Source organism: Neobacillus sp. DY30, assembly GCF_030123065.1.
In the GTDB taxonomy this organism is placed as follows: Bacteria; Bacillota; Bacilli; order Bacillales; family Cytobacillaceae; genus Neobacillus.
Genome location: NZ_CP126093.1, coordinates 3,516,143 through 3,538,429 on the forward strand (window position 1 = coordinate 3,516,143; position 22,287 = coordinate 3,538,429).

Consider the following 22,287-nt stretch of genomic DNA (forward strand, 5'->3'; position numbering starts at 1 on the left):
ATGTAGTATGATGAAAATGGAAAATTTTATATTAAAGAGGTGACTATATTTTGAAAGATGATTTCAAAGCTTTAGTCGTGAATAAGACAGAAAGTAGTTTTACGATTGGGATTAAAAATCTTACTTTGGATGATTTATCTACTGGTGAAGTATTAATTAAAGTTGCTTATTCGAGTATTAATTACAAAGACGGCTTAGCCAGTATTCCTGAAGGAAAAATTGTAAGGTCCTATCCATTTGTACCAGGGATCGACTTAGCTGGTATGGTTGTTTCTTCAGATGACCCCCGCTATTCAGCGGGAGATCAAGTCATTGCCACCAGCTATGATATTGGAGTTTCCCATTTTGGCGGTTACAGTGAATATGCTCGGATTCCTGCTGATTGGATTGTCCCATTACCTGAGAACCTTTCCTTAAAAGAAGCGATGATTTATGGAACAGCCGGGTTAACGGCAGCCCTTTCCGTACAGAGACTTGAAGAAAATGGCCTCACTATTGAAAAAGGTAAAGTACTAGTTACGGGTGCTACCGGCGGGGTTGGAAGTATCGCAGTTGCCATTTTAGCAAAAAGGGGCTACGATGTTGTGGCAAGTACTGGAAAATTGAATGAACATGATTATTTACATAAACTCGGCGCTAAAGAGGTTGTGTCACGGGATGAAGTTTATAACGGTAAGGTCAAAGCGTTAGATAAGCAGATGTGGGCGGGTGCCGTTGATCCGGTTGGCGGAGAGTCTCTTGCGGCTATTTTAAGTAAAATTCACTACAATGGTTCAGTAGCAGTCAGTGGATTAACGGGAGGTGGAAACGTTCCTACCACGGTGTTTCCGTTTATCCTTCGTGGTATTAATCTTCTTGGGATTGATTCTGTATACTGTCCAATGGAAGTCCGTAAATACCTATGGGAGAAAATGGCTAATGATTTTAAACCTGACGTATTAGATTCCATTTCCAAAGAAATAAGTTTAGAAGAGCTTCCAGAGACCCTCCCTCTCATTTTACAAGGGCAGGCAAGAGGACGCTTTATCGTAAAATTGTAAAAGAAAAGCCGCAAAACTTTGGACAAAGATTTGCGGCTTTTTCCTATTGTTGATAAATTGAATAACCGAGTCTCGCCGATATTTGCTTACCGGTTTGGATCATAAGCGGTCCGAGTTGGTTCAACCGCTCAGTGTTCATTCTTGTCGTTGGACCAGATATACTGACCGCCCCAACGACTTTTCCTAAATGATCAAAAACAGGTGCAGCGATACAGGTAATCCCATACTCATTTTCTTCTAAGTCTAACGCGTAACCCCTTTGCCTTATTTGATTAAGTTCATGCAGAAATTCCTCTGGCGTAGTAATAGTATAGTCTGTATGGCAGGGCATCCCTTTTCGATCAAGTATGGACAGAACATCATTTTCTGGCAAATGAGATAGGATTGCCTTTCCCACAGACGTACTATGCATCGGAGCTCTTTTTCCAACCTTAGAATGAGTTCTTAAGGTTTCATTTCCTTCTAATTTTTCAATATAGACGACTTCTCCTTGGTCATAGACAACAAGATGTATTACTTCATTCGTCTTATTTTCAAGCTCTTGGAGAAATGGTTTCGCTTCGGACCTTAAATCAATGGATTCTAACAGCTTTGAGCTAATATCCAGGAACTTATAGCCTAGCTTATATTTCCCTGTTTCAGGATTTTGTTCAATATAGCCATATTGAACAAGTGTAGATAGTATTCTAAAAACCGAGCTTTTGTTGATATCAATTTGATTCGCAATTTCAGTTACACCGAGCCCCCCCTTTTTCAACCCTACAATTGCGATAATATCGAGCGCCCTGCTCACGGACTTAACAACATTATCTCTCTGCAAACTAACCACCCTCTTTACCAGGACATTTTGAGATAAATGCCCTGAATATATCTATGATTGGGATTGAATTGAATATTTTGCTTTCGCTTCTAAACGGCGGCTATGCAAGATTGGTTCAGTATATCCACTTGGCTGGTCATAGCCCTTAAATATTAAATCACACGCTGCTTGGAATGCCACAGATTGCTTTAAGTCATCGGCCATAGGTCGGTATGCAGGATCCCCAGCATTTTGTTCATCCACTACTTTAGCCATTCTTTCCAGCGTTTGTAGCACTTGTTCCTTAGTACAAATTCCATGATGCAGCCAGTTCGCAACATGCTGGCTGGAAATACGAAGGGTCGCTCTGTCTTCCATAAGCGCTATATCATTAATATCAGGTACCTTTGAGCAGCCGATCCCCTGCTCAACCCACCTTACGACATAGCCAAGAATTCCTTGAGCATTATTATCAAGCTCTGCTTGGATTTCTTCTGAACTCCAATTCGTATGGTCAGAAACAGGTATTTGTAAAATATCATTCCGTAAATCAGTTATGCTGCTGAATAGATTGTTTTGTACTTCCTTTACATTCACTTGATGGTAATGCAGGGCATGAAGGGTAGCTGCAGTTGGCGATGGAACCCATGCTGTATTTCCTCCGGCCAATAAATGGCCTATTTTTTGCTCGAGCATGCTCTTCATTAAATCGGGCATTGCCCACATTCCTTTACCGATTTGTGCACGTCCTTGGAAGCCTGTTGAAAGACCATTGTTCACATTAGATTTTTCATAGCTTTGCAGCCATAGCGTGGATTTCATTTCATTTTTACGGATCATCGCACCTGCCTCCATCGACGTGTGCATTTCATCACCCGTCCGGTCAAGGAATCCCGTGTTAATAAAGACAACACGCTCCTGTACTTCCTTGATACATGCTTTAAGATTTAACGATGTTCGGCGTTCCTCATCCATTACCCCAATTTTCAGGGTGTTTCTAGCTAACCCTAGTAAATCCTCTGTCCGGTTAAATAGTTCATTTGCAAACGCAGTTTCTTCCGGACCATGCATTTTTGGCTTTACAATATAGATTGAGCCCTTTGCTGAATTTTTGAAAGAGGTGTTACAGATTATGGAATGTTTTGCACATAGTGAGGTAACAACAGCGTCGATAATCCCCTCCTGTACTTCATTCCCGTTACCATCTAGAATCGCATTATTTGTCATCAGATGACCAACATTTCGCACGAGCATTAAAGCACGCCCTGGCAAGGTGAATTCACTGCCATTAGGCGTCAGATACCTTCGGTCAGGATTCAGTGTCCGTGTTAGGGTTTTATTTCCTTTTGTATAAGTTGCACTCAAGGTGCCTTTATTTAAACCTAACCAATTTCGAAATACAAGAACTTTATCCTGTGCGTCAACTGCAGCAACGGAATCTTCACAATCCATTATCGAAGTAAGAGCCGATTCTAGAAGAATATCTTTTATCCCTGCACCATCTGTTTTTCCAATTGGATGACTTCGGTCGATTTGAATTTCAAAATAGTTATCATTATTATTCAGCAGAACTGCTGAAGGCTGATCTGGCTGACCTTGGTATCCAACAAATTTATCTTTATTTTTTAAAGTAGTGATCTCTCCAGTCCGTAAAGTAATCACCAAACTTCCTTGTTCGATCGTATAGCTTACTGCCTCTTTATGTGTTCCAAGCTGCAGAGGGATGGTCTCATCTAGAAAATTCCTGGCGAATTCGATGACTTTCTCGCCACGAACAGGATTATATCCACCCTGGTTTTGTGCGCCTCCTTCAACACTAATTACGTCAGTACCGTATAAGGCATCGTATAAGCTCCCCCACCGTGCGTTTGCAGCATTAATGGCATAACGGGCATTATCCACAGGTACAACTAATTGAGGACCTGCTTTTAGGGCAATTTCATTATCTGCACCTTCAGTAGAAATTCGGAAATCCTCTGGTTCTGGCAGGAGATAGCCGATTTTTTCTAAAAATGCTTTGTAGCTGCTAAAATTAAAATCTTTATTTTGCCGGTGCCATCTATTAATTTTTGTTTGCAGTCCCTCCCTTTTAGCGAGCAATTCCTTATTCCTCGGAGTCAAATCCTTGATAATTTCTTCAAACCCTTCCCAAAAATTATCCTGATCGACTTGGCTTCCTGGCAATGCTTCAGAATTGATAAAATCATATAATTCACTGGCAACTTGTAAATCTCCTACATTCACATAATTACTCATTTCAACATTCCTCCCTATCTATTTGGCATTGGCTTCTTTTTTTATTTCCACGCAGCGACCTGGTGTCGGGAAAAGCTTCCCGGCATTTAAGAGATTATTAGGATTAAATACTTCACGAATTTTGATTTGTGCTAGTATTTCTTCCTCTTTAAAAACAAAACGCATTTCCTCTCGCTTTTCAATTCCTACCCCATGCTCCCCAGTTATTGTTCCTCCTGCATCTGTACAAGCCTTCAAACAAAGACTTCCAGCTTCCAGAGCTTTATCGATTTCTCCTGGTTTACGGGCATCAAATAAAACGAGTGGATGGAGATTTCCATCTCCAGCATGAAAAATATTCGCTATCCGCAAACCAGAATTTTCACTAATCTGCGCAATTTTCTTCAATACTTCCGGAAGCCTGCTCCTTGGAATTACCCCATCCTGTACTAAATAGTCAGGTGAAATAGCCCCCATCGCCCCAAAACCTGTTTTACGATTTGCCCACCACCTTCCTCTCTCTGCCTCATCCTTGGCTGCACGAACTTCACGAACCTTATTTACGCGACAAACCTCCAAAATCTCGTCGATTTGTTCCTCTATCCCTGCCGCAATACCATCCACTTCTATTAATAAAACCGCTTCAATATCCTTTGGATGTCCGACTGGGAATGCAGCCGCCTCTACAGCCTCAATCGCTGTTTTGTCCATCATTTCCAGTGCTGCGGGTACAATTCCTGCTGAGATGATATCGGAAACAGCTTGGCTTCCATCTTGAACCTTATCGAAATAGGCGAGAACCGTTTGTTTTCCTTCTGGGGTTTTTAAGATTCGAACGGTTATTTTCGTAACTATACCTAAAGTTCCTTCCGAACCAGTCAAAAGTCCGAGTAAATCGTATCCAGGCTCATCCAAAACTCCATTCCTTCCAACCTCAATAATTTCTCCATTCGGTAGCACCACCTCGAGACCAAGAATATGGTTCGTTGTAACTCCATATTTTAAACAATGTGCCCCGCCTGCATTTTCAGCTACATTCCCTCCAATGGTACAGCAATATTGACTCGAAGGATCAGGGGCATAGTAATAGCCTCTATCTGAAATGGAGTTTGTTAATTTTAAATTAACGAAGCCTGGCTCAACCACAGCTCTCCTATTCTCTAAGTCAACGCTGATCAGCCTTTTCATCCGGACCATACTAATGATAACTTCTCCATTAACAGGAATGGCACCGCCGCTTAAACCAGTTCCAGCACCACGTGCAAGAAATGGGAGACTGTGATTAGAACAATATTTTACTAGTTTGGATACTTCTTCGGTATTTTTGGGAAAGACAACAGCCTTTGGCAAGTGCTTATGAATAGTAAATCCATCGCAATCATATGCGAGCAAGTCTGCTTTTTTATATAAAATCGAGCGTTGTCCGCCTACGATTGCCGCAAGATTGATAATGTGCTGGTCAGTGGTATCAATCTTTATGACGGACATAGCGGTCAACCCCTTCTTCTTTTTGATACGCCCAGTCAAGAAGCTGAACGGTGTGAACAATCTTTTGGCTTCTTCCGTATTTTTGTACGCCTAGTGCCATTTGCATCATACAGCCGGGATTTCCCATCGATATCATTTCAACATCCTCTGGGACGTTTTCCATTTTACTTTTGAGAATAGCATCAGCCATTTCAGGATTGGTAATATTATAGATTCCCGCGCTGCCGCAGCAGCGGTCTGCGTTTGGCATGTGTACCATTTCTACTCCCGGAATATCAAGCAAAATGTCACGTGGTTCCTGCCTTACACCCTGCCCATGTGCTAAATGGCATGCATCATGATAGGTGATTCTTGTGTTCAGAGTTGCCTTAGGCTTTTCATATCCAGTATCGTGCAAATATTTGGAGATATCCACTACCTTCTGTTCAAATTCTTCCGCTCGTTTTTTCCATACTGGTTCATCACGGAATAATTCAGCGTATTCCTTCATCATGCACCCGCAGCCAGCAGCATTGACTATTACCTTTTCTGCTTTTTCAAAAGCTTCGATATTTTGCTTTGCAAGCTTCCTGCCCATCTCTCTGTCTCCGGCATGAACATGCAATGCCCCGCAGCATGTTTGATTTGTCGGTATACTCACGTCATTTCCATTCCTTATGAGAACATTGATGGTGGATTGATTGATATCTCTAAAAAATACATCCATTACGCAGCCGGTCAATAGCGCCACTTCATGCTTGGTTTCACCTTTAGCTTTTATAAAAGTTTTACGAACAGCCCCTTTGACTTTCGGCATAATCGACTCCAGTTCGATTAAGTGCTGTGGCATGATATTAATTAGTTTTGTTTTACGGACAGCCTTTTGCAATCCACTAGACTGGTAAAACTTTAATAAAATGCCTAGGGAACGTAAGCGATTATGGTTTGGGAACACTCCATGAAGAAAAAACTTGTTTACAGCTCCCTTCCAGCCTTTCAGTGGCACCGCCTGTCTGATCTGCCCTCTTGCTTCCTCAATCAGCCCGCCAACATCCACATCAACAGGGCAGGCAGTCGTACAGGCACGACAATCGAGACAGGAAAAAACGGGATTCGCAAAATGTTCATCCACATTCAGCTTACCTTCTGCTACTGCTTTAATGAGATAGACACGACCTCGAGGTGAGTGCTGCTCCTCTCCAGTTTGTTCATATGTAGGACAAGATTCCAAGCACATCCCACAGTGTACACAATCCGCCCACTTTTTTTCCTGCGGCGGATCACGCCATAGATAATTACCTAGAGAGGATGTGCACGAGGTTTTTTGGTTTATTTCGCTTTGCTTAACACTCATGTTAAATCCCCCCCACATAACGATTCTTATTCAAGAGTTTGTTGGAATCAATTTTGTGTTTAATTCCTTCAAAAAGAAAATGCGCAGCAGTTTTTTCTCCCCAGGCATTAATTTCTTTACGGAGGGAGAATGGAAGGTGCTTTACGATGGCATAACCACCGTGCTTCATAGCAATTTTTCTTATTTGGTGTATCGCAGAGAGCACATCATTGTTTGCACCTCGGATGGACATGTGACATATACCGGTGCCTAAACCTCCATGTGCTTCAATAGACACATGACAAGCATCACTAATTAACTCGGCTTCTCGTAAAATCTTGATGACATTTAAGTTGACAACTCCAATTTTTAGAACTGCCTCTGTTGTGGTTACGTTTGTTAAACTGTTGGGTTGTTGGTGATAAAAGTTATCCCAGAAGGATTTCGCTTCATTTTGTGATAGGGATCTTAGGGTGGTTTTATCAGGGACAATACTTCTGATAACATTTTCTTGATAATAGACGGAGTTCTTCACATCTTCAAACGAAATCAGCAATGTGTATTGATTAATTTTTGTTAATTTTTCAGCTAAGAAGGGGTTTAGTATCTCGAGGCTGATAGGTTCAATCATGGAATCTAGCACTTTTGCTGCAAATGTTTTAATCTCTTCAACATTTTTTTCAGCGAAGGATACAAAAAGGATAGATTCATATTTAGCAATCGGGCGCAGTTTTACTGTCACATGTGAGACAACACCAAGGGTACCCATTGCTCCAATAAATAGCTTATTCATATCATAACCGGCAACATTTTTTACCACTTTTCCGCCAGAACGAATCAGAGTGCCATCGGGATAGACCATCTTGAGGCCAATCACATTGTCTCTCGCTGACCCATAACCCAGCCTTTTAGGTCCGCTGTCGTTAGAGGAAACAATTCCCCCAATCGTCGCATGTTTTGGCATGAAAGGATCTAGTGGAACTTTTTGCTTGTAAGATGTTAAATAATTTTGCATTTCTTGGAAGGTAGTCCCTGCTTTCACTGTCATTATCATATCACCGGGATTGTGCTCAACGATTCCAGTATATTGAGCTAACGATAAGAGAATGTCTGCTTTTTCAAGCGTCCCGCCAAATCCTCTTTTTGTACCGCCTCCCATGATGAAAACAGAATGTTTATGGTTATTGGCATACTCCAAAACAGATGAAATCTCTTGTTCTGTTTTAGGAAAAATCGTTACTCTGCCAGAATTCCCAAGTGGATGATCTTGGTCTTCGTCACTTATCTGTATGTCTTTAAAGACTGACTTTAGTTCAGTTAGGCTTCCGTCAGAAATCAATTACTTCACCTCCAAAAGTTGCGTAATAACAAACAGTGTTTCGGCTTTATTGTAAAAAAATCTACCCTTTAATTTTATTTTTGTTACCTTAAAATGTCAATTAATTTGGAAAATTCAAAAAACAACACAACCGTTTTAAGTTAACGAAAAGAAAAAATCCACCTCTACAGCTTAGGTGGATTAATATGATTATTCATTTTTTCTAATGTTGCTCCGATGGAATCGTGGATGACAAAAGAATCCTTGCTATGGTCAAAAGGGGTATCTCCTTTATTGACTATTATTAAAGGGGTGCCTTCGCTCCTGTATTGTGGGAATGTTGAGAATGGGGTAACCTTCAAACTAGTTCCCAATACTAATATGCAGTCTGCTTGATGGATCATGTTAATAATTTCGTTGAATCCATCCATTGTAAACCATTCACCCGTATCTCCGAATAGGACGACATCGGGCTTGATATACCTTTCCTTTTTTGAAGAAGAACTACAGTGGTTACAAACATAAAAGTCTTCCATCGTGTTTAATCTGTTAATCATTTCTTCGGTGTAATAGGTTTTTCTGCAGTTTTGACAGGAAGCAGTTTTCATTGTCCCATGAAATTCAATCACTTGTCTTGAACCTGCTTTTTGATGAAGACCATCTATATTTTGCGTGATAATACAACTAACCTTCCCATCGCTTTCCCATTGAGCAAGGATTTCATGCCCTAGATTAGGGCGTGCTTCTGGGTGGTATAGATTTTCAATAGCAAATTGATAAAAACCCTCAGGATTATGATAAAAATTATCAAGTGAGAGTATATATTCAGGTGCCGTCTGATAAAGCCCAGTTTGTGAACGAAAATCCTTGATACCTGATTCAGTACTAATGCCTGCACCCGTTAGGACGACGATGTTCTTCGCATTCTTAATTAGATTTGTGCAAGTTTCAAGCATGCTGTTCTCCATGTCATCACTCCTATGTTTTTCGGGGATAGCAAACAGTGTAATATTCGCTATCATAAAGCTAGCAACGTGCTATACACTAGTATTTTCGGCTATTGGCCAGTATTCTTGCTACCCGCAACTAATTCCTGCCATCCGCAACTAAATCTCCCACTACCTATTCTAAGTCTTCAAACTCCCTAGCAATTCTCTCGAAGGCTTCTTTGATCATCGGTCTTGGTGATGGTATACAGATCCTTTGATATTGCAAACCTTCTTCTCCGAACATTTTTCCATCTTCCAATAAGACATTTGCTTTGTTGTAGATCCGGTCATGAACTTCATCTGGAGATATTCCGTAAGCACTAAAGTCCATCCACATAATGTATGTTCCTTCAGGTATTCTCACCTTTACCTTTGGCATTTTCTTCTCTAAAAAGTCCACTGCCCATTCCATGGTTCCGTCGATATACTCTTTAAGCTGGTCTAACCAATCTTCTCCCTCATGATAAACCGCGATGAGGGCTGATACAGTAAAGGGGGATGGTAAATGCATGCCCATAACACCATTGAAGGTGTTCTTCAGCTCAGGGTTCGTAATAATCACATTCGTACAATGAAGTCCCGCGACATTAAATGTCTTATTAATCGCAGTAAACGTGATTATCTTGTCAGCATGCTCAGCTGCTGCTTTGGCAATTGGAATAAAGGTTGTATTCTGTCGAACGATATCGCCATGAATTTCATCAGCTATAATTAAAACATCATTTTCCGCACAAATAGCTGCTAATTTTCTTAGCTCATCCTGATTAAACATTCTTCCTGTTGGATTATGAGGATTACATAAAATGAACATTTTTACATTTTCATCTTTTGCCTTCGCTTCAAAATCCTCAAAATCAATCGAATAATAACCTTCCTCATTACTTTTGAGCGCATTATTTACTACTGTTCGTCCATTTGCCTCAATAGAGGAGGTAAATGGAGGATAGACTGGCCGTTGAATAATGACCCCATCTCCAGGTTTTGTAAATGCCCTTACTGCTACATTCAAGGCATGGACTGTTCCTGGACTATAGATAATTTCCTCCTTCTTGAACTCCCAATCATGTCTCTTTTTAAACCAATGCTGTACGGCTTCAAAATACTCATCAGGAAATACAGAATAACCAAAAATTCGATGATCAACAGTCTTATGTAAGGCGTCGATTAAGGGTTGGGGTACCGGTAAATCCATGTCAGCGGTAAATAAAGGTATGGTATCCTCATCATATCTTTCGGTTAGACCCATATTTTTTATGATTTGACCCCCATCCCACTTTACAGAATAAGTGCCCCTTCGATTTACAATCTCATCAAAATTATATTTCATGTTATCTGCCCCTTTTACGAAAATTAGTGTTGAGTTTTACAAGTTGAAAAAGCCTCTTGTCACTAATTTATTCTTTATATATTTATTATTCAATCATTATGACTTCTCAATAAAATAAGTGCCAGGATATCCTAGCACTTTTTCCTTCTATATTAATTTACTTTTTAATGGGTTTCTAATCCCAATTTTTGCTTCATTTGTTATTTTATTTTCTGAACTTGAATCAAATACGACAACATTTTTAAATTCTGCAAAAAGTATATCTCCTCTTTTTACAGGACCCAAATTGTGATATTGGTCGATACTCATTTCTGCTTCAAATAAAGCACCCGTATCCTGCCGTCTCAATTCGATTCTGACCGTTGAACCGATGATATGAATATGCGAAACATCTGACAAGACGCTATTTCCTTGGTAAAATTTTCGCAGAACAATTTCATGCGGCCGTATATAACTGATTGCCTCTGACTCCTCAGAATCCCGAAACTCGTTGACTCTTCCTAAAAAACTATAAACAAAAGCGTTTGCTGGACTTTGATACACTTCCTCTGGAGAGCCAATTTGTTCAATTTTCCCTTGATTCATGACCACTACCGTATCTGCCATCTCTAATGCCTCTTCTTGGTCATGTGTCACAAAAATAGTGGTGATGTTTAGCTTTTGGTGAATTTCTCTTAACCAGTGACGGAGTTCCTGACGAACCTTTGCATCTAGTGCCCCAAAAGGTTCGTCAAGCAGCAGTACTTCTGGTTCAACCGCAAGTGCCCTTGCTAAGGCAATCCGTTGTCTTTGTCCTCCAGAAAGCTGTGAAGGATAACGATTGGTAAGGTGCTCTAATTGAACTAGCTTCAACAATTCATTTACCTTTTCAGCAATTTCATTTTTTGAAGGACGGGTTTTCCTCGGTCTTACCTTTAATCCAAATGCGATATTATCAAAAATAGTCATATGTTTAAATAACGCATAATTTTGAAAAACAAACCCAACATTCCGTTCTTTTATCGTTTTATAGGTGTAATCGATGTCATTAAAAAAGATTCCTCCAGAATCTAACCCCTCTAAGCCCGCGATAAGCCTTAAAAGAGTGGTTTTACCAGAACCCGATGGCCCTAATAAGGCAACAAAATCCCCAGTTGGTATATCGAGATTGACATGATTTACGGCTGGAAAAGCCCCAAACGCCTTTGATACTTCCTTGATGGTAATCCCCATTCTAATAATCCTCCAATTCAAAGACAAACAATCTTTGACCGTCCATGTTTAATGTTTTTTTGTTTTCCATTCCACAAAGCTCTTTAATATCAGCGTGAGTAAAGCTAACAAAGCAAGTAACGAAGCTGTAGCAAAAGCAGCCGTAAAATTGTATTCGTTGTATAAAATTTCAACATGAAGAGGAATCGTATTGGTTAACCCTCGAATATGGCCGGATACAACTGATACCGCTCCAAATTCACCCATGGCTCGAGCGTTACAAAGAATAATCCCGTAAAGCAGCCCCCACTTAATATTAGGCAGTGTTACTCTAAAGAACATTTGCCATCCGCTTGCACCAAGCGTAATCGCAGCTTGTTCTTCTTCTGTTCCTTGTTCCTGCATGATGGGGAGTAGTTCTCTGACGACAAATGGAAATGTAACAAAAATAGTTGCTAAAATGATCCCTGGTACTGCAAAAATAATTTTTATATCATTGGTTTGTAAAAACGGTCCCAAAACTCCCTGTGAACCAAACAAAAGAACAAACACTAAGCCGGCAATGACAGGTGAAACGGCAAAAGGAATGTCAATTAAAGTAATTAATATATTCTTGCCTCTAAAATTAAACTTTGCGATAGCCCAAGCCGCCAATACCCCGAATATAGTGTTAACGGGTATTGTAATTGCTGCTGTGAGTAACGTTAATTTAATCGCTGATAAGGCATCACGTTCTGTCAAAGACGCGAAGTATAGCTGAATTCCTTTATTCAGTCCTTCCGTGAAAACAGCGATTAATGGTACCAGAATAAAAATTCCCAGAAAGCCAAGCGCAATGGTTATTAACATCCATTTTCTTATTAAACCTGGCTTGGAATTGGCTTTTACATTTTTCTCTTCAAGCTCTTGAACAATCATAATCCCCTATCTCCCCTAGTTCATTTGATACTTTTTCATTGTTCTCCATTGCCAGAAATTAATTAAGAATAATAGAATGAAGGAAAATACAAGCATGACCACGGCGATAGCGGCGGCACCAGCATAATTGAATTGCTCTAATTTTGTAATGATCAGCAGCGGGACAATTTCCGTTTTCATTGGCATGTTGCCGGATATGAAAACTACGGAGCCATATTCCCCTAAAGCCCTTGCAAAGGCAAGGGCAAAACCTGTTAAGATGGCTGGGAAAATGGCCGGAAAGATAATTTTCACGAAAATCTGCATGGAATTTGCACCAAGTGTAGAGGCTGCCTCCTCGTACTGTCGGTCTAAATCTTGCAATACCGGCTGGACGGAGCGAACGACAAAGGGAAGTCCGATAAAAGTTAAGGCAACCATGATACCAAGTGGTGTATAAGCAACCTTTATCCCAATTGAATCAAAGTATTGCCCGATCCATCCATTAGGCGCATAAATCGTGGTAAGTGCGATACCTGCCACCGCTGTTGGAAGAGCAAACGGCAGATCTACCAGTGCGTCAATGATCCGTTTCCCGTAAAACTCATACCGTACTAAAACCCAGGCAATAAGGGTACCGAATATCGCATTCAAAAATGCTGCAATAAACGATGTATAGATCGTCAATTTATAGGAAGCGACCACCCTGTCATCGGTTACGGTATCCCAAAATTCTGCGAGGCTCATTGTTGACGCTTTTAAAAATAGGAACGCAATCGGAATCAAGACGATTAGGCTCAGATAAATTAATGTATATCCCATGGAAAGACCAAATCCCGGTAAAACTCGATGTCGCTTTTTCTTATTAACCACTTAAAACTCTCCTTTATTCTTACGGTTTGTAGATCTCGTCAAATACACCGCCATCATCAAAATGGATCTTTTGGGCATTTTTCCAGCCTCCAAAAACCTCGTCGATTGTAAATAACTTAATCTCTGGGAACTGGTCTGCATATTTTTTGGCTACCTCTTCTGAACGCGGACGGTAATAATTTTTAGCCGCAATTTCTTGACCTTCCTCAGTATACAGATAGTCTAAATAGGCTTTAGCAACCTCTTCTGTTCCATGTTTCTTAGCTGTTTCGTCAACAACAGTAACAGGTGGCTCTGCTAAGATACTTACGGATGGAACAACAATTTCGAATTTATCCTTACCTAGCTCATTCAAGGCTAAGAATGCTTCGTTTTCCCATGCTATTAATACATCCCCAATCCCTCTTTCTACAAAAGTCGTTGTAGAACCACGTGCTCCGGAATCTAAAACAGGAACATTTTTAAAGAGTTTGGTGACAAATTCTTTAGCTTTTGCTTCGTCACCGTTATTTTGCTCTAGTGCATATCCCCAGGCAGCTAAGTAATTCCATCTCGCTCCGCCAGACGTTTTAGGATTTGGAGTAATAACTGATACGTCATTTTTCACGAGATCATCCCAGTCCTTAATACCTTTTGGGTTGCCTTTTCTAACAAGAAATACAATGGTAGAAGTGTAAGGAGAACTGTTATTATCTAGTCGTTCCTGCCAATTCACTGGAAGCTTCCCTGCTTCTGCAATGACATCGATATCATAAGCAAGCGCTAGGGTAACAATATCAGCCTCTAATCCGTCAATAACAGATCGTGACTGCTTACCGGAACCACCATGGGATTGATTGATTGTTACTTTTTGACCTTTTTCTTTTTCCCAATAGGCAGCAAAGCTTTTGTTAAATTCCTCATAAAACTCTCTTGTCGGGTCATAGGATACGTTCAATAGTTCAGCTTCTTTTTTTACAGCAGCAGCTTCTGAGCCTTTCTCATTTGTTGTGCTTTGATTAGAGCACCCGGCAGCCCATAGTAGTAAAGTTAGGGTGATTAGTGAAATCCAAATTTTTTTCATCATGTTTCTTGACTCCTCTATTAGTTAGTAGGCTTTTTCCAATAAAAAAAGCCCCATTAGTTCACACGTGTACATACCTCCATGTACAAGTTACTAAAGGGCCTTCGGGTGTCCGATCGGCAGTTATTCATTTTTTTTACCTGCTTTTAGATTGATTTGCTACCGGGGTAATCTGTTTGCTTTTTAGCGGCAAACGGTGCTTTTCTAAGCGGTCAATTTGGGTTATTTGTGAATCGTGAACAGTAATTTGAACGGTGCCAAATTCCAGGCCTTCTAATAAACTAGCTATTTTTTCCATCACTTGTTGATCCAGACGCACTTTTGACGACAATGATATCCTCTCCTTCTAGCTTCGTAATTCGGTTTAAAAGTAAATCCTCCAATGTGGTTCGTTCTAAAACAAACGCAATCGTATCACGCACCATTGACCACAACGGTTTTAATTGACATCCCCCCTCTAATGGACATGGTTCATATTTTGTAATTGATGCGCAACTCATAGGTGAAAGAGGACCTTCTAAATCCCGAATGACTTCTCCAATATTTATTTCTCGAGGTTCCTTTTGCAGCATATAACCTCCCTTAGCACCACGTTTGCTTGAAACATAACCTAGTTTTTTTAATTGAAGTAAGATTTGTTCCAAATAATGAATGCTCACAAGGGTCTTTTCAGAAATTTCTTGAATGCCTAGGACATTTCCTTGATGGTTTCCGAGGTGAAGTAATGCGCGTAGTGCATATTCGCCTTTGCTCGATACCTTCATTCCATCCCTCCTCACATTAATGTTGAGTAATTCAGTCAACATTCACTCCCAAAAATAATCCACTTGTGTTATGGATAAATGGATTTAAGATAGTTATAAATATATGCACTGTTTACTGAAAGGGCACTTGTCTATAGCGCCCTTTTCTTGGTCTATCATCATCTGCAATTTTAATTCCGATTAAATCTATGGGTTTAATATAAAAATATATTAATTGTTATTTTTAGAAAAATCAATACATTTTTTTTCAAACTTTTTAATTCTTTTTTTGAAGGAACTGTTTCTGATTCCATCATACTCACCTCTTATCAGGGGATACTAATTGTATGTAAGTGTAAATCGGGAGGTATTAATGAAAAATGAGTAAGAATTCTGTATCCATTTTTGCCCTAGGAGGCATTAATGAAATCGGTAAAAACATGTATGTTATTCAATATGCGGACGATATCATTGTTATCGATTGCGGTGGTAAATTTCCTGACGAGAGTTTAATGGGGATTGACCTAATTATCCCGGATATGCAGTATTTAGAAGAAAATCAGGATAAAATCCGTGCGATGCTCGTGACTCATGGGCATGAGGATCATATCGGCGGTATTCCTTTCTTTTTAAAAAGATTTAGTCATGTTCCTATCTATGCTACTCGTTTTACATTGGGGTTAATTGAATTAAAGTTAGAAGAGCACCACCTTCTTCGCGATACAGAGCTTGTGACTATTAACTCTGAATCAAAACTGGAGTTTGGTAAAATCGATGTTTCTTTCTTTAAGGTGAGTCATAGTATACCCGATTGCCTAGGTATTGTTTTTCACACACCTGAAGGAAATATCGTTCATACCGGTGACTTTAAGTTTGATTTAACACCGTCGAATAACCAATATAGTGATATTCATAAAATGGCTGAGATTGGTCAAAAAGGTGTTATTGCCTTAATTTCTGAGAGTACAAATGCGGAACGCAAGGGATTATCTCCATCTGAACAAATGGTTGGTGATCATTTATTAGAGGCTTTTATGAAAGCCGATGGAAAAATTATACTCTCCACCTTCGCGTCAAATGTAAACCGTGTCCAGCAGGTGGTTGAAGCAGCGATAAAGACCAATCGTAAGCTTGCTCTCCTTGGACGTAGTATGGTTAACGTTGTCGATGTCGCACTTGAACGTGGATACCTAGATATGCCGGAAGGGATGCTCATCAGCGCAAATGAAATTGAACAGTTCCCCCCTGATAAGGTTGCGATTCTTTGTACCGGAAGTCAGGGAGAACCGAATGCTGCTCTAGCACGTTTATCAACTGGAAATTATCGAGACGCAACCATTTATCCTGGTGACACCGTTATTCTTGCCGCTTCTCCAATCCCTGGTAATGAAAAGGGTGTTTCTAAAATAATCGACAATTTGTTTCAACTTGGCGCTAAGGTCATTTATGGCTCTGGGAGCTCAACAGGTATGCATGTTTCCGGTCATGGCTACCAAGAAGACCTGAAACTCATGATAACGCTAATGAAGCCAACCTATTTTATCCCGATCCATGGTGAATATAGGATGCTTCATCATCACAGGCAGTTAGCTGAATCCGTTGGTGTGGAAAAAGGCAATACCTTTATTATTAAAAATGGGGATGTCGTTGATATTGAAAATTCAGTTGCCCGTCAGACAAGGAATATTCCTGCAGGAGACACGTATGTAGATGGGATTAGTGTAGGAGATGTGGGGGAAGTTGTATTACGAGACCGCAGACAACTTTCTGAAGATGGAATGCTTGTGATTGTGTTAACGATTAGTAAATCGGATCGAAAAATTATCCAAGGTCCGGATACGATTACACGTGGATTTGTATATGTGAAGGAATCCGAAGATTTAATTAGAGAAATTAACCGCTTAGTCAAGAAAGTGATTCTTGAACTAGAAGCAGATAATATTCGCCAGTGGAACGTGATGAAGCAAAATATTAAAAAATCAGTCGGCCAGTATTTGTTTAAGCATACAAAGAGAAAGCCGATGATTCTGCCTATAATCCTTGAGATTTAAAGTAAATGTCAGGCACCATAATATGGTGGTGCCTGACATTTTTTTGGGCAACGCAGATATATATCGTTTATCGCAGATATTTTTCAATAAACGCAGATATTTTCTAATTTTCGCAGATATAATGAGAATAACGAAAATTTGCCTTGATTTCAGGACTAATTTATTTTACAGTTAATCGAAATTGGCTATACTCCTAATAGAATTGGAGGAAGAATAATGTTTCGTTTACTAAGATTCATTGCGTTATTATTTTTACTATATATTTCCTGGCCTTTTATTACAAAACAGCTCGATAATTCCGACATCCATGCTAATTTTGTAACCACATTAAAAGAAAATATTGAGGTACCGGAAACGATTAGTGTTTTGTATGATGATATCCAGCAGATGTTAAAAGCACTTGGTTTTCAATTAGAGGAAATGCCATTAACCCAACAAAAATCCAATGAGGCGCCACCGAAAAAGGTAGAATTAACACCACCTACTCAACAGACTTTTTCCATTCACAATATCGAACTTGGGAATACAAAATCGGACATCGAACATAATCTAGGCTTGGCAAACCGGATTTCGCTCAATGAGTATGGGACAAATTGGCATGCTTATCATGCGAATTACCATAATTTTTTTATGGTCATGTATGATAACAATAATCAGGCTGCCGGTTTATACACCAATCAAGATTTATTAACTTCTACCAATGGAATTAAAATTGGTACTTCATTAAAAGAAAGTGTTCGTAATATCCTCGGCGAGCCGATTACAAAAGTTCAAAAAGGAATGGTCATTTACCAGCTCCAGGAGGAAAGTGACAATGATTTATTTTTGCTTGATGACGCCTATGTGACCATTTTTTATGATAAACATGAGAATAATACGGTAACTGCGATACAAATCATCAGTAAAACGATGGAGGACCACAAAAAAGATTTTTACACAGAAGCATCACAATCATTAAAAGAAGGCTTTGAATATCAAATGTTTGATTTAACCAATGCAGCCCGAGTGAATCACCAACTCCCTATCCTGACATGGGATGACCATGTTCGGGAAACGGCTCGAGAACATAGTGCCGATATGGCTGAAAATGATTATTTCGATCATAAAAATCTTGAAGGACAATCACCATTTGATCGAATGAAAGAGGATGCCGTTGCATTTCATACGGCTGGGGAAAACCTTGCATATGGCCAATTAAGCAGTATTTTTGCCCATGAAGGATTGATGAATTCACTTGGACACCGTGAAAATATACTACGACAGGATTATGAGTACTTAGGAGTCGGTGTAGCCTTTAATGAGAAATCTCAGCCATATTATACACAGAACTACTATGCCAATTAGTGTAACGAATTAGGATTATTTATAAGGGTAAATTAAATATGAGCAATTCTACATTGCTCAAAAAAACTTCGTCGGGAGTGATGTATCATGGCTAGAAACAAACTACTGGTTCCTGGTTCAGAAAATGTTCTGAATCAAATGAAGGAAGAAATCGCCAACGAGTTTGGAGTTCAACTTGGTGCTGATACGACCGCACGAGCAAACGGCTCAGTCGGCGGCGAAATGACTAAACGTCTTGTCGCGTTGGCTGAACAAACATTGCGAAATCAACAAGGTATATAACTTGGGGTTTCACAAAACGGGCTGTCCGAATGACTCGGACAGCCTTTTTCTTAACCTCTTAAGATGGGAAGTGTACAGCATCGGAAGGATCCGCCTGATTTGATGATTTCTGAAATATCCACTTCAATCACTTCGAATCCACGTTTGCGTAGTTCTTGATTCACTTGCTTATTAATAGGTAAGCTTAAAATATTCTTATTCCCGATACATAATACATTTGTTCCAAGTGTAAATTGTTCTTCCTCCGAAACATCAATTAATTGATAGCGAGACGAAAAAAGGTCTATATCCTCCTCGGTTAATGCAGGTCGATAAATCAGAGCAGTATCAGGAGAGACAACATTGAACACACAATCCAAGTGCAGATATTTTTCCTTAAATGGAATTGCTTTTACATCGTATTGGACGAGAAGACCTTGCAAATGTTCTACGGCCTCCCGATGGGTGCGGTTACTTAATCCAACGTAAATCGTCTCCCCATCAATGATTACATCTCCACCTTCAATTCGGTCTTCTGCCAAATTGAAATAAGACATTTCTTCATCATCAAGCCACTGTTTTAAAACATCTTCCTCGCCGATACGAACATCATGCGCCATCTTCGCAACAAAAATGGTTTGTCCAAGTGTAAAGCCAATATCACGGGTAAATACCTGCTCAGGAAATTTTTTATGATAAGGTAATAAAACAACCTCTATTCCATTTGCTTCTAAGGTTCTAACAAACTCCCGGTGCTGTTCCAATGCTCGTTTTATATGGATTCCTTCATCCTTAAATTCCTTCTGAGTTTCATTTATGACATCACGAATCGTCATATATTGGGGTTGACAAAGGATTACACGTTTCAATGGGTCATACTCATTTGTACAAAATGTTTTATGATTTAGTGTCATACTGCTCCTCCTAAATATTCTTCTTTTATAGGATTACTTAAACAAAATCTCCCATTCATTCATAGAGTAATAAAAAGTGTTAATTGGTGGTGAGGACTCTATGTTTGAAATGAAGAAATCAAAATATGGCAGAGGTATATTTGCAACCCGCGACATCAAAAAAGGTGAGCTCATTCATGAAGCACCGGTGATTGTTTCATCTAAAGATGAGTATAAATATCTGAAAAAAACCATCATGATTGAATATGTATTCTGGTGGGGTAAAGATTTAGAAGAATGTGCATTAGCACTAGGTTATGGTTCCCTGTTTAATCATTCCTACACCCCTAATGCTTTATACAAACTTAATTTAAAAAACCAAACCATAGATATTTTCGCTTATCATGATATCAAAACAGGAGATGAGATATTAATCAATTACAATGGTGATCCAGAAGACAATGAACCAATGTGGTTTGATGTATTTTAATCAGCCTCCTATCCTTCATACGCTTCTTTTAATGTTTTTATATCCATTTTCTTCATTTTGAGCATCGCTTTCATTACCCGTTCTGACTTTTCTGAATCAGGGTCACTTACCATTTCAGATAAATCAGCAGGGATATTTTGGGCTTGGTGGTCAAACCAAAGGTTGGTGGAGATTTTTTGAATTTTTTTATTCATCGTATAAAACCTGCCTTTTTTAATACTTATAGTTAAATCTTAACCCATTTTCTAACTTAAAAACTAAAAAAGCATCCATTGAAAATTGGATGCTTTAACCTGTTGGTAATTTAATTTTGTCCATAATGGATGCTAAATAACTTTTTACAGATCCCGTTTTATTGTGCTGATTAGACTTTTCATGGATTGAAGAGTCATGCTTTTCTCTTAATTCCTCGTCCATAAGTTCATTTGAATAAATTCGCTTTCCAGCCATAATGCTGCGAATAGAGGAAGCTAATTCCTCACTAGGATTGTCTTTCAGTAAATACCCTCTTACGTCAGCCTTCATAGCACGCTGATAATATCCTGGTCTTGAAAAGGTGGTAAGAATAATCACTTTACAGTCAAAATGCTGTAATTCCTCTGCCGCCTCGAGGCCACTTTTTTCAGGCATTTCGATGTCCATCATACAAACATCCGGCTGTAATTTTCGCACCAGAGTAAGTGCATCTTCCCCATTGCCTGCCTGACCAACGACTTCGATATCCTCTTCCAAATTCAACAGATTCCCCATTGCCTCCAACAGCAGCGCCTGATCCTCTGCGATTACTATTCGAATCATTTTCAATCTCTCCCTTTCAGGCAGCTGCTCATTCAGAAACTCCCCTGTAAAGAGAGTCAGCTAAGTTGGGTATCATTACAATTCTGGCTTTGCTTGAACAGAAATTTGTTTTTTAGCTAAAGCTTTCACGTCTTTAAAAGCAACAAAGTTCTTAGCATTTTCATCCCATAATCGGAAACGAAGAGATTTTAAGCTTGTTGCTAGAGAAATTGTTGGAACGTTCTGTAGAGGCTGCGTCTCATTATGAGCCTCTTCAAGCTTATAATTCGGAACCCTTGGGCTTAAATGGTGAACATGGTGATAACCAATATTACCTGTTAAGAACTGAAGTACTTTTGGAAGCTTATAAAAAGAACTTCCTTCCACTGCTGCCTTTACATATTCCCAGTCTTTATCTTCTTCAAAGTAAGAATCCTCGAAAGTATGCTGTACGTAAAACAACCAAATCCCTGCTGATCCGGAAATCATAAAAATAGTGCCTTGAACTAGTAGAAACGACTGCCATCCAACGGCCAAGCAAAGCAATGCAATCAAAGCAACAATTAAAACATTGGTTAAATACGTGTTCATTCGTTCTTTTTTGCGTGCCTCTTTGCGGTTAAAACGGTTCTTAAGCGCGAATACATAGATAGGTCCTAACACAAACATAACGAATGGATTACGATAAAAACGATAAGCTAAACGAAGTTTCAGCGGCGCTGCTAAATACTCATCAACCGTTAATGTCCAAATATCCCCTGTACCGCGCTTATCTAAATTCCCACTTGTTGCGTGGTGAACAGAGTGATCATGACCCCATTGATCGAACGGGAACAGTGTTAATACTCCCATTGCCGTACCAACTGCACGATTCGCCTTTCTGTTTTTAAAAAACGAATGATGGGTACAGTCATGGAAAATGATAAAAATTCGTACTAAAAAGCCTGCTGCAGCAATCATCGGAACCAATGCTAACCAATAAGAAACAGATAAGCTTTGATAGGCAAGGAACCACAATAAGATAAACGGTCCAACCGTGTTAATGATTTGCCAAACACTTTGTTTTGTTGTTGATTGTTCAAAAGGAGCAACTTGTTTGCGTAAATTTTTCGTATTTTCTTGTACTGACATAATTTTAATTCCCTTCGATTTGTGTCGTTAAATCGATTATAGGGAAATAAAATCATTCATGTAAG

Annotated in this window: 22 protein-coding genes; 5 read left to right on the top strand and 17 right to left on the bottom strand. The window is 39.5% G+C overall.

Features of this window, described 5'->3' with window-relative positions; translation table 11 throughout:
• The first annotated feature begins 50 nt into the window (after positions 1–50).
• Positions 51–1,040: an NADPH:quinone oxidoreductase family protein gene (locus QNH29_RS17080; RefSeq protein WP_283860575.1), complete on the top strand. Its 990-nt coding sequence runs from the start codon at positions 51–53 to the stop codon at positions 1,038–1,040.
• 43 nt (positions 1,041–1,083) lie between these two features.
• Here QNH29_RS17080 and QNH29_RS17085 read toward each other — a convergent pair whose 3' ends face one another.
• The 13 genes from QNH29_RS17085 to QNH29_RS17145 all read right to left on the bottom strand — a co-directional run bounded on the left by QNH29_RS17085 (position 1,084) and on the right by QNH29_RS17145 (position 15,296).
• On the bottom strand, positions 1,084–1,860 hold the full coding sequence (locus QNH29_RS17085) for an IclR family transcriptional regulator (protein ID WP_283860576.1): 777 nt from the start codon (positions 1,858–1,860) through the stop codon (positions 1,084–1,086).
• Positions 1,861–1,911: 51 nt separating this feature from the next.
• A complete protein-coding gene (locus tag QNH29_RS17090; protein ID WP_283860577.1) occupies positions 1,912–4,095 on the bottom strand; it encodes a malate synthase G in 2,184 nt (727 codons plus the stop codon).
• Positions 4,096–4,113: 18 nt separating this feature from the next.
• Entirely contained in the window at positions 4,114–5,562 is a 1,449-nt protein-coding gene (locus tag QNH29_RS17095; RefSeq protein WP_283860578.1) for an FAD-binding oxidoreductase, read from the bottom strand.
• Positions 5,543–6,895 carry a (Fe-S)-binding protein gene (locus QNH29_RS17100; RefSeq protein WP_283860579.1) on the bottom strand — a complete coding sequence of 451 codons (1,353 nt, stop codon included), beginning with the start codon at positions 6,893–6,895 and terminating at the stop codon, positions 5,543–5,545. The genes QNH29_RS17095 and QNH29_RS17100 overlap by 20 nt, the downstream gene beginning before the upstream one ends.
• Position 6,896: 1 nt before the next feature.
• Positions 6,897–8,213, bottom strand: a complete 1,317-nt coding sequence (locus QNH29_RS17105; protein WP_283860580.1) for an FAD-binding oxidoreductase — start codon at positions 8,211–8,213, stop codon at positions 6,897–6,899.
• Between the two features lie 164 nt (positions 8,214–8,377).
• Positions 8,378–9,160, bottom strand: coding sequence for an NAD-dependent protein deacylase (locus tag QNH29_RS17110; protein ID WP_283860581.1), 783 nt, complete (start codon positions 9,158–9,160; stop codon positions 8,378–8,380).
• Between the two features lie 154 nt (positions 9,161–9,314).
• The gene (locus QNH29_RS17115; RefSeq protein WP_283860582.1) at positions 9,315–10,508 is read right to left on the bottom strand and encodes a MalY/PatB family protein; all 1,194 of its coding nucleotides are present in this window, start codon (positions 10,506–10,508) and stop codon (positions 9,315–9,317) included.
• 147 nt (positions 10,509–10,655) lie between these two features.
• On the bottom strand, positions 10,656–11,720 hold the full coding sequence (locus QNH29_RS17120; protein ID WP_283860583.1) for a sulfate/molybdate ABC transporter ATP-binding protein: 1,065 nt from the start codon (positions 11,718–11,720) through the stop codon (positions 10,656–10,658).
• Positions 11,721–11,768: 48 nt separating this feature from the next.
• Positions 11,769–12,617, bottom strand: a complete 849-nt coding sequence (cysW, locus tag QNH29_RS17125; RefSeq protein WP_283860584.1) for a sulfate ABC transporter permease subunit CysW — start codon at positions 12,615–12,617, stop codon at positions 11,769–11,771.
• A gap of 15 nt (positions 12,618–12,632) precedes the next feature.
• A complete protein-coding gene (cysT, locus tag QNH29_RS17130) occupies positions 12,633–13,469 on the bottom strand; it encodes a sulfate ABC transporter permease subunit CysT (RefSeq protein ID WP_283860585.1) in 837 nt (278 codons plus the stop codon).
• Positions 13,470–13,488: 19 nt separating this feature from the next.
• Positions 13,489–14,535 (bottom strand): sulfate ABC transporter substrate-binding protein, encoded by a 1,047-nt coding sequence (locus QNH29_RS17135; protein ID WP_283860586.1) that lies wholly within the window; start codon positions 14,533–14,535, stop codon positions 13,489–13,491.
• 133 nt (positions 14,536–14,668) lie between these two features.
• Positions 14,669–14,830 carry a YezD family protein gene (locus QNH29_RS17140; protein WP_481858737.1) on the bottom strand — a complete coding sequence of 54 codons (162 nt, stop codon included), beginning with the start codon at positions 14,828–14,830 and terminating at the stop codon, positions 14,669–14,671.
• Positions 14,814–15,296, bottom strand: coding sequence for an RrF2 family transcriptional regulator (locus QNH29_RS17145; RefSeq protein WP_283860588.1), 483 nt, complete (start codon positions 15,294–15,296; stop codon positions 14,814–14,816). The genes QNH29_RS17140 and QNH29_RS17145 overlap by 17 nt, the downstream gene beginning before the upstream one ends.
• 359 nt (positions 15,297–15,655) lie before the next feature.
• On the opposite strand from QNH29_RS17145, the gene QNH29_RS17150 reads away from it, so the two are divergent.
• The 3 genes from QNH29_RS17150 to QNH29_RS17160 all read left to right on the top strand — a co-directional run bounded on the left by QNH29_RS17150 (position 15,656) and on the right by QNH29_RS17160 (position 18,952).
• Positions 15,656–17,326, top strand: coding sequence for a ribonuclease J (locus QNH29_RS17150; RefSeq protein WP_283860589.1), 1,671 nt, complete (start codon positions 15,656–15,658; stop codon positions 17,324–17,326).
• Between the two features lie 216 nt (positions 17,327–17,542).
• Positions 17,543–18,670 (top strand): CAP-associated domain-containing protein, encoded by a 1,128-nt coding sequence (locus QNH29_RS17155; protein WP_283860590.1) that lies wholly within the window; start codon positions 17,543–17,545, stop codon positions 18,668–18,670.
• Positions 18,671–18,757: 87 nt separating this feature from the next.
• Positions 18,758–18,952 carry an alpha/beta-type small acid-soluble spore protein gene (locus QNH29_RS17160; RefSeq protein ID WP_283860591.1) on the top strand — a complete coding sequence of 65 codons (195 nt, stop codon included), beginning with the start codon at positions 18,758–18,760 and terminating at the stop codon, positions 18,950–18,952.
• A 50-nt stretch (positions 18,953–19,002) separates the two neighbouring features.
• On the opposite strand, the gene QNH29_RS17165 is transcribed toward QNH29_RS17160, so the two are convergent.
• Positions 19,003–19,845 (bottom strand): dimethylarginine dimethylaminohydrolase family protein, encoded by an 843-nt coding sequence (locus QNH29_RS17165; RefSeq protein ID WP_283860592.1) that lies wholly within the window; start codon positions 19,843–19,845, stop codon positions 19,003–19,005.
• A gap of 100 nt (positions 19,846–19,945) precedes the next feature.
• Here QNH29_RS17165 and QNH29_RS17170 point away from each other — a divergent pair, with 100 nt between their 5' ends.
• Entirely contained in the window at positions 19,946–20,314 is a 369-nt protein-coding gene (locus QNH29_RS17170) for an SET domain-containing protein (RefSeq protein ID WP_283860593.1), read from the top strand.
• 8 nt (positions 20,315–20,322) lie between these two features.
• On the opposite strand, the gene QNH29_RS17175 is transcribed toward QNH29_RS17170, so the two are convergent.
• From QNH29_RS17175 to desA, 3 genes are all read right to left on the bottom strand, one after another.
• A complete protein-coding gene (locus QNH29_RS17175; RefSeq protein WP_283860594.1) occupies positions 20,323–20,508 on the bottom strand; it encodes a hypothetical protein in 186 nt (61 codons plus the stop codon).
• A 94-nt stretch (positions 20,509–20,602) separates the two neighbouring features.
• On the bottom strand, positions 20,603–21,112 hold the full coding sequence (locus tag QNH29_RS17180) for a response regulator (RefSeq protein WP_283860595.1): 510 nt from the start codon (positions 21,110–21,112) through the stop codon (positions 20,603–20,605).
• A gap of 75 nt (positions 21,113–21,187) precedes the next feature.
• Positions 21,188–22,222: a Delta(5) desaturase DesA gene (desA, locus tag QNH29_RS17185; RefSeq protein ID WP_283860596.1), complete on the bottom strand. Its 1,035-nt coding sequence runs from the start codon at positions 22,220–22,222 to the stop codon at positions 21,188–21,190.
• Between the last annotated feature and the right edge of the window lie 65 nt (positions 22,223–22,287).

Coding starts and splice junctions, on each gene's coding strand:
- QNH29_RS17090 (WP_283860577.1), bottom strand. CDS start 4,095: ATGAGTAATTATGTGAATGTAGGAGATTTACAAGTTGCCAGTGAATTA.
- QNH29_RS17120 (WP_283860583.1), bottom strand. CDS start 11,720: ATGGGGATTACCATCAAGGAAGTATCAAAGGCGTTTGGGGCTTTTCCA.
- QNH29_RS17135 (WP_283860586.1), bottom strand. CDS start 14,535: ATGATGAAAAAAATTTGGATTTCACTAATCACCCTAACTTTACTACTA.
- cysW (WP_283860584.1), bottom strand. CDS start 12,617: ATGATTGTTCAAGAGCTTGAAGAGAAAAATGTAAAAGCCAATTCCAAG.
- QNH29_RS17170 (WP_283860593.1), top strand. CDS start 19,946: ATGTTTGAAATGAAGAAATCAAAATATGGCAGAGGTATATTTGCAACC.
- QNH29_RS17150 (WP_283860589.1), top strand. CDS start 15,656: ATGAGTAAGAATTCTGTATCCATTTTTGCCCTAGGAGGCATTAATGAA.
- QNH29_RS17180 (WP_283860595.1), bottom strand. CDS start 21,112: ATGATTCGAATAGTAATCGCAGAGGATCAGGCGCTGCTGTTGGAGGCA.
- QNH29_RS17095 (WP_283860578.1), bottom strand. CDS start 5,562: ATGTCCGTCATAAAGATTGATACCACTGACCAGCACATTATCAATCTT.
- QNH29_RS17110 (WP_283860581.1), bottom strand. CDS start 9,160: ATGGAGAACAGCATGCTTGAAACTTGCACAAATCTAATTAAGAATGCG.
- QNH29_RS17165 (WP_283860592.1), bottom strand. CDS start 19,845: ATGACACTAAATCATAAAACATTTTGTACAAATGAGTATGACCCATTG.
- QNH29_RS17155 (WP_283860590.1), top strand. CDS start 17,543: ATGTTTCGTTTACTAAGATTCATTGCGTTATTATTTTTACTATATATT.
- QNH29_RS17160 (WP_283860591.1), top strand. CDS start 18,758: ATGGCTAGAAACAAACTACTGGTTCCTGGTTCAGAAAATGTTCTGAAT.
- QNH29_RS17145 (WP_283860588.1), bottom strand. CDS start 15,296: ATGAAGGTATCGAGCAAAGGCGAATATGCACTACGCGCATTACTTCAC.
- desA (WP_283860596.1), bottom strand. CDS start 22,222: ATGTCAGTACAAGAAAATACGAAAAATTTACGCAAACAAGTTGCTCCT.
- QNH29_RS17100 (WP_283860579.1), bottom strand. CDS start 6,895: ATGAGTGTTAAGCAAAGCGAAATAAACCAAAAAACCTCGTGCACATCC.
- QNH29_RS17175 (WP_283860594.1), bottom strand. CDS start 20,508: ATGAATAAAAAAATTCAAAAAATCTCCACCAACCTTTGGTTTGACCAC.
- QNH29_RS17115 (WP_283860582.1), bottom strand. CDS start 10,508: ATGAAATATAATTTTGATGAGATTGTAAATCGAAGGGGCACTTATTCT.
- QNH29_RS17140 (WP_481858737.1), bottom strand. CDS start 14,830: ATGGAAAAAATAGCTAGTTTATTAGAAGGCCTGGAATTTGGCACCGTT.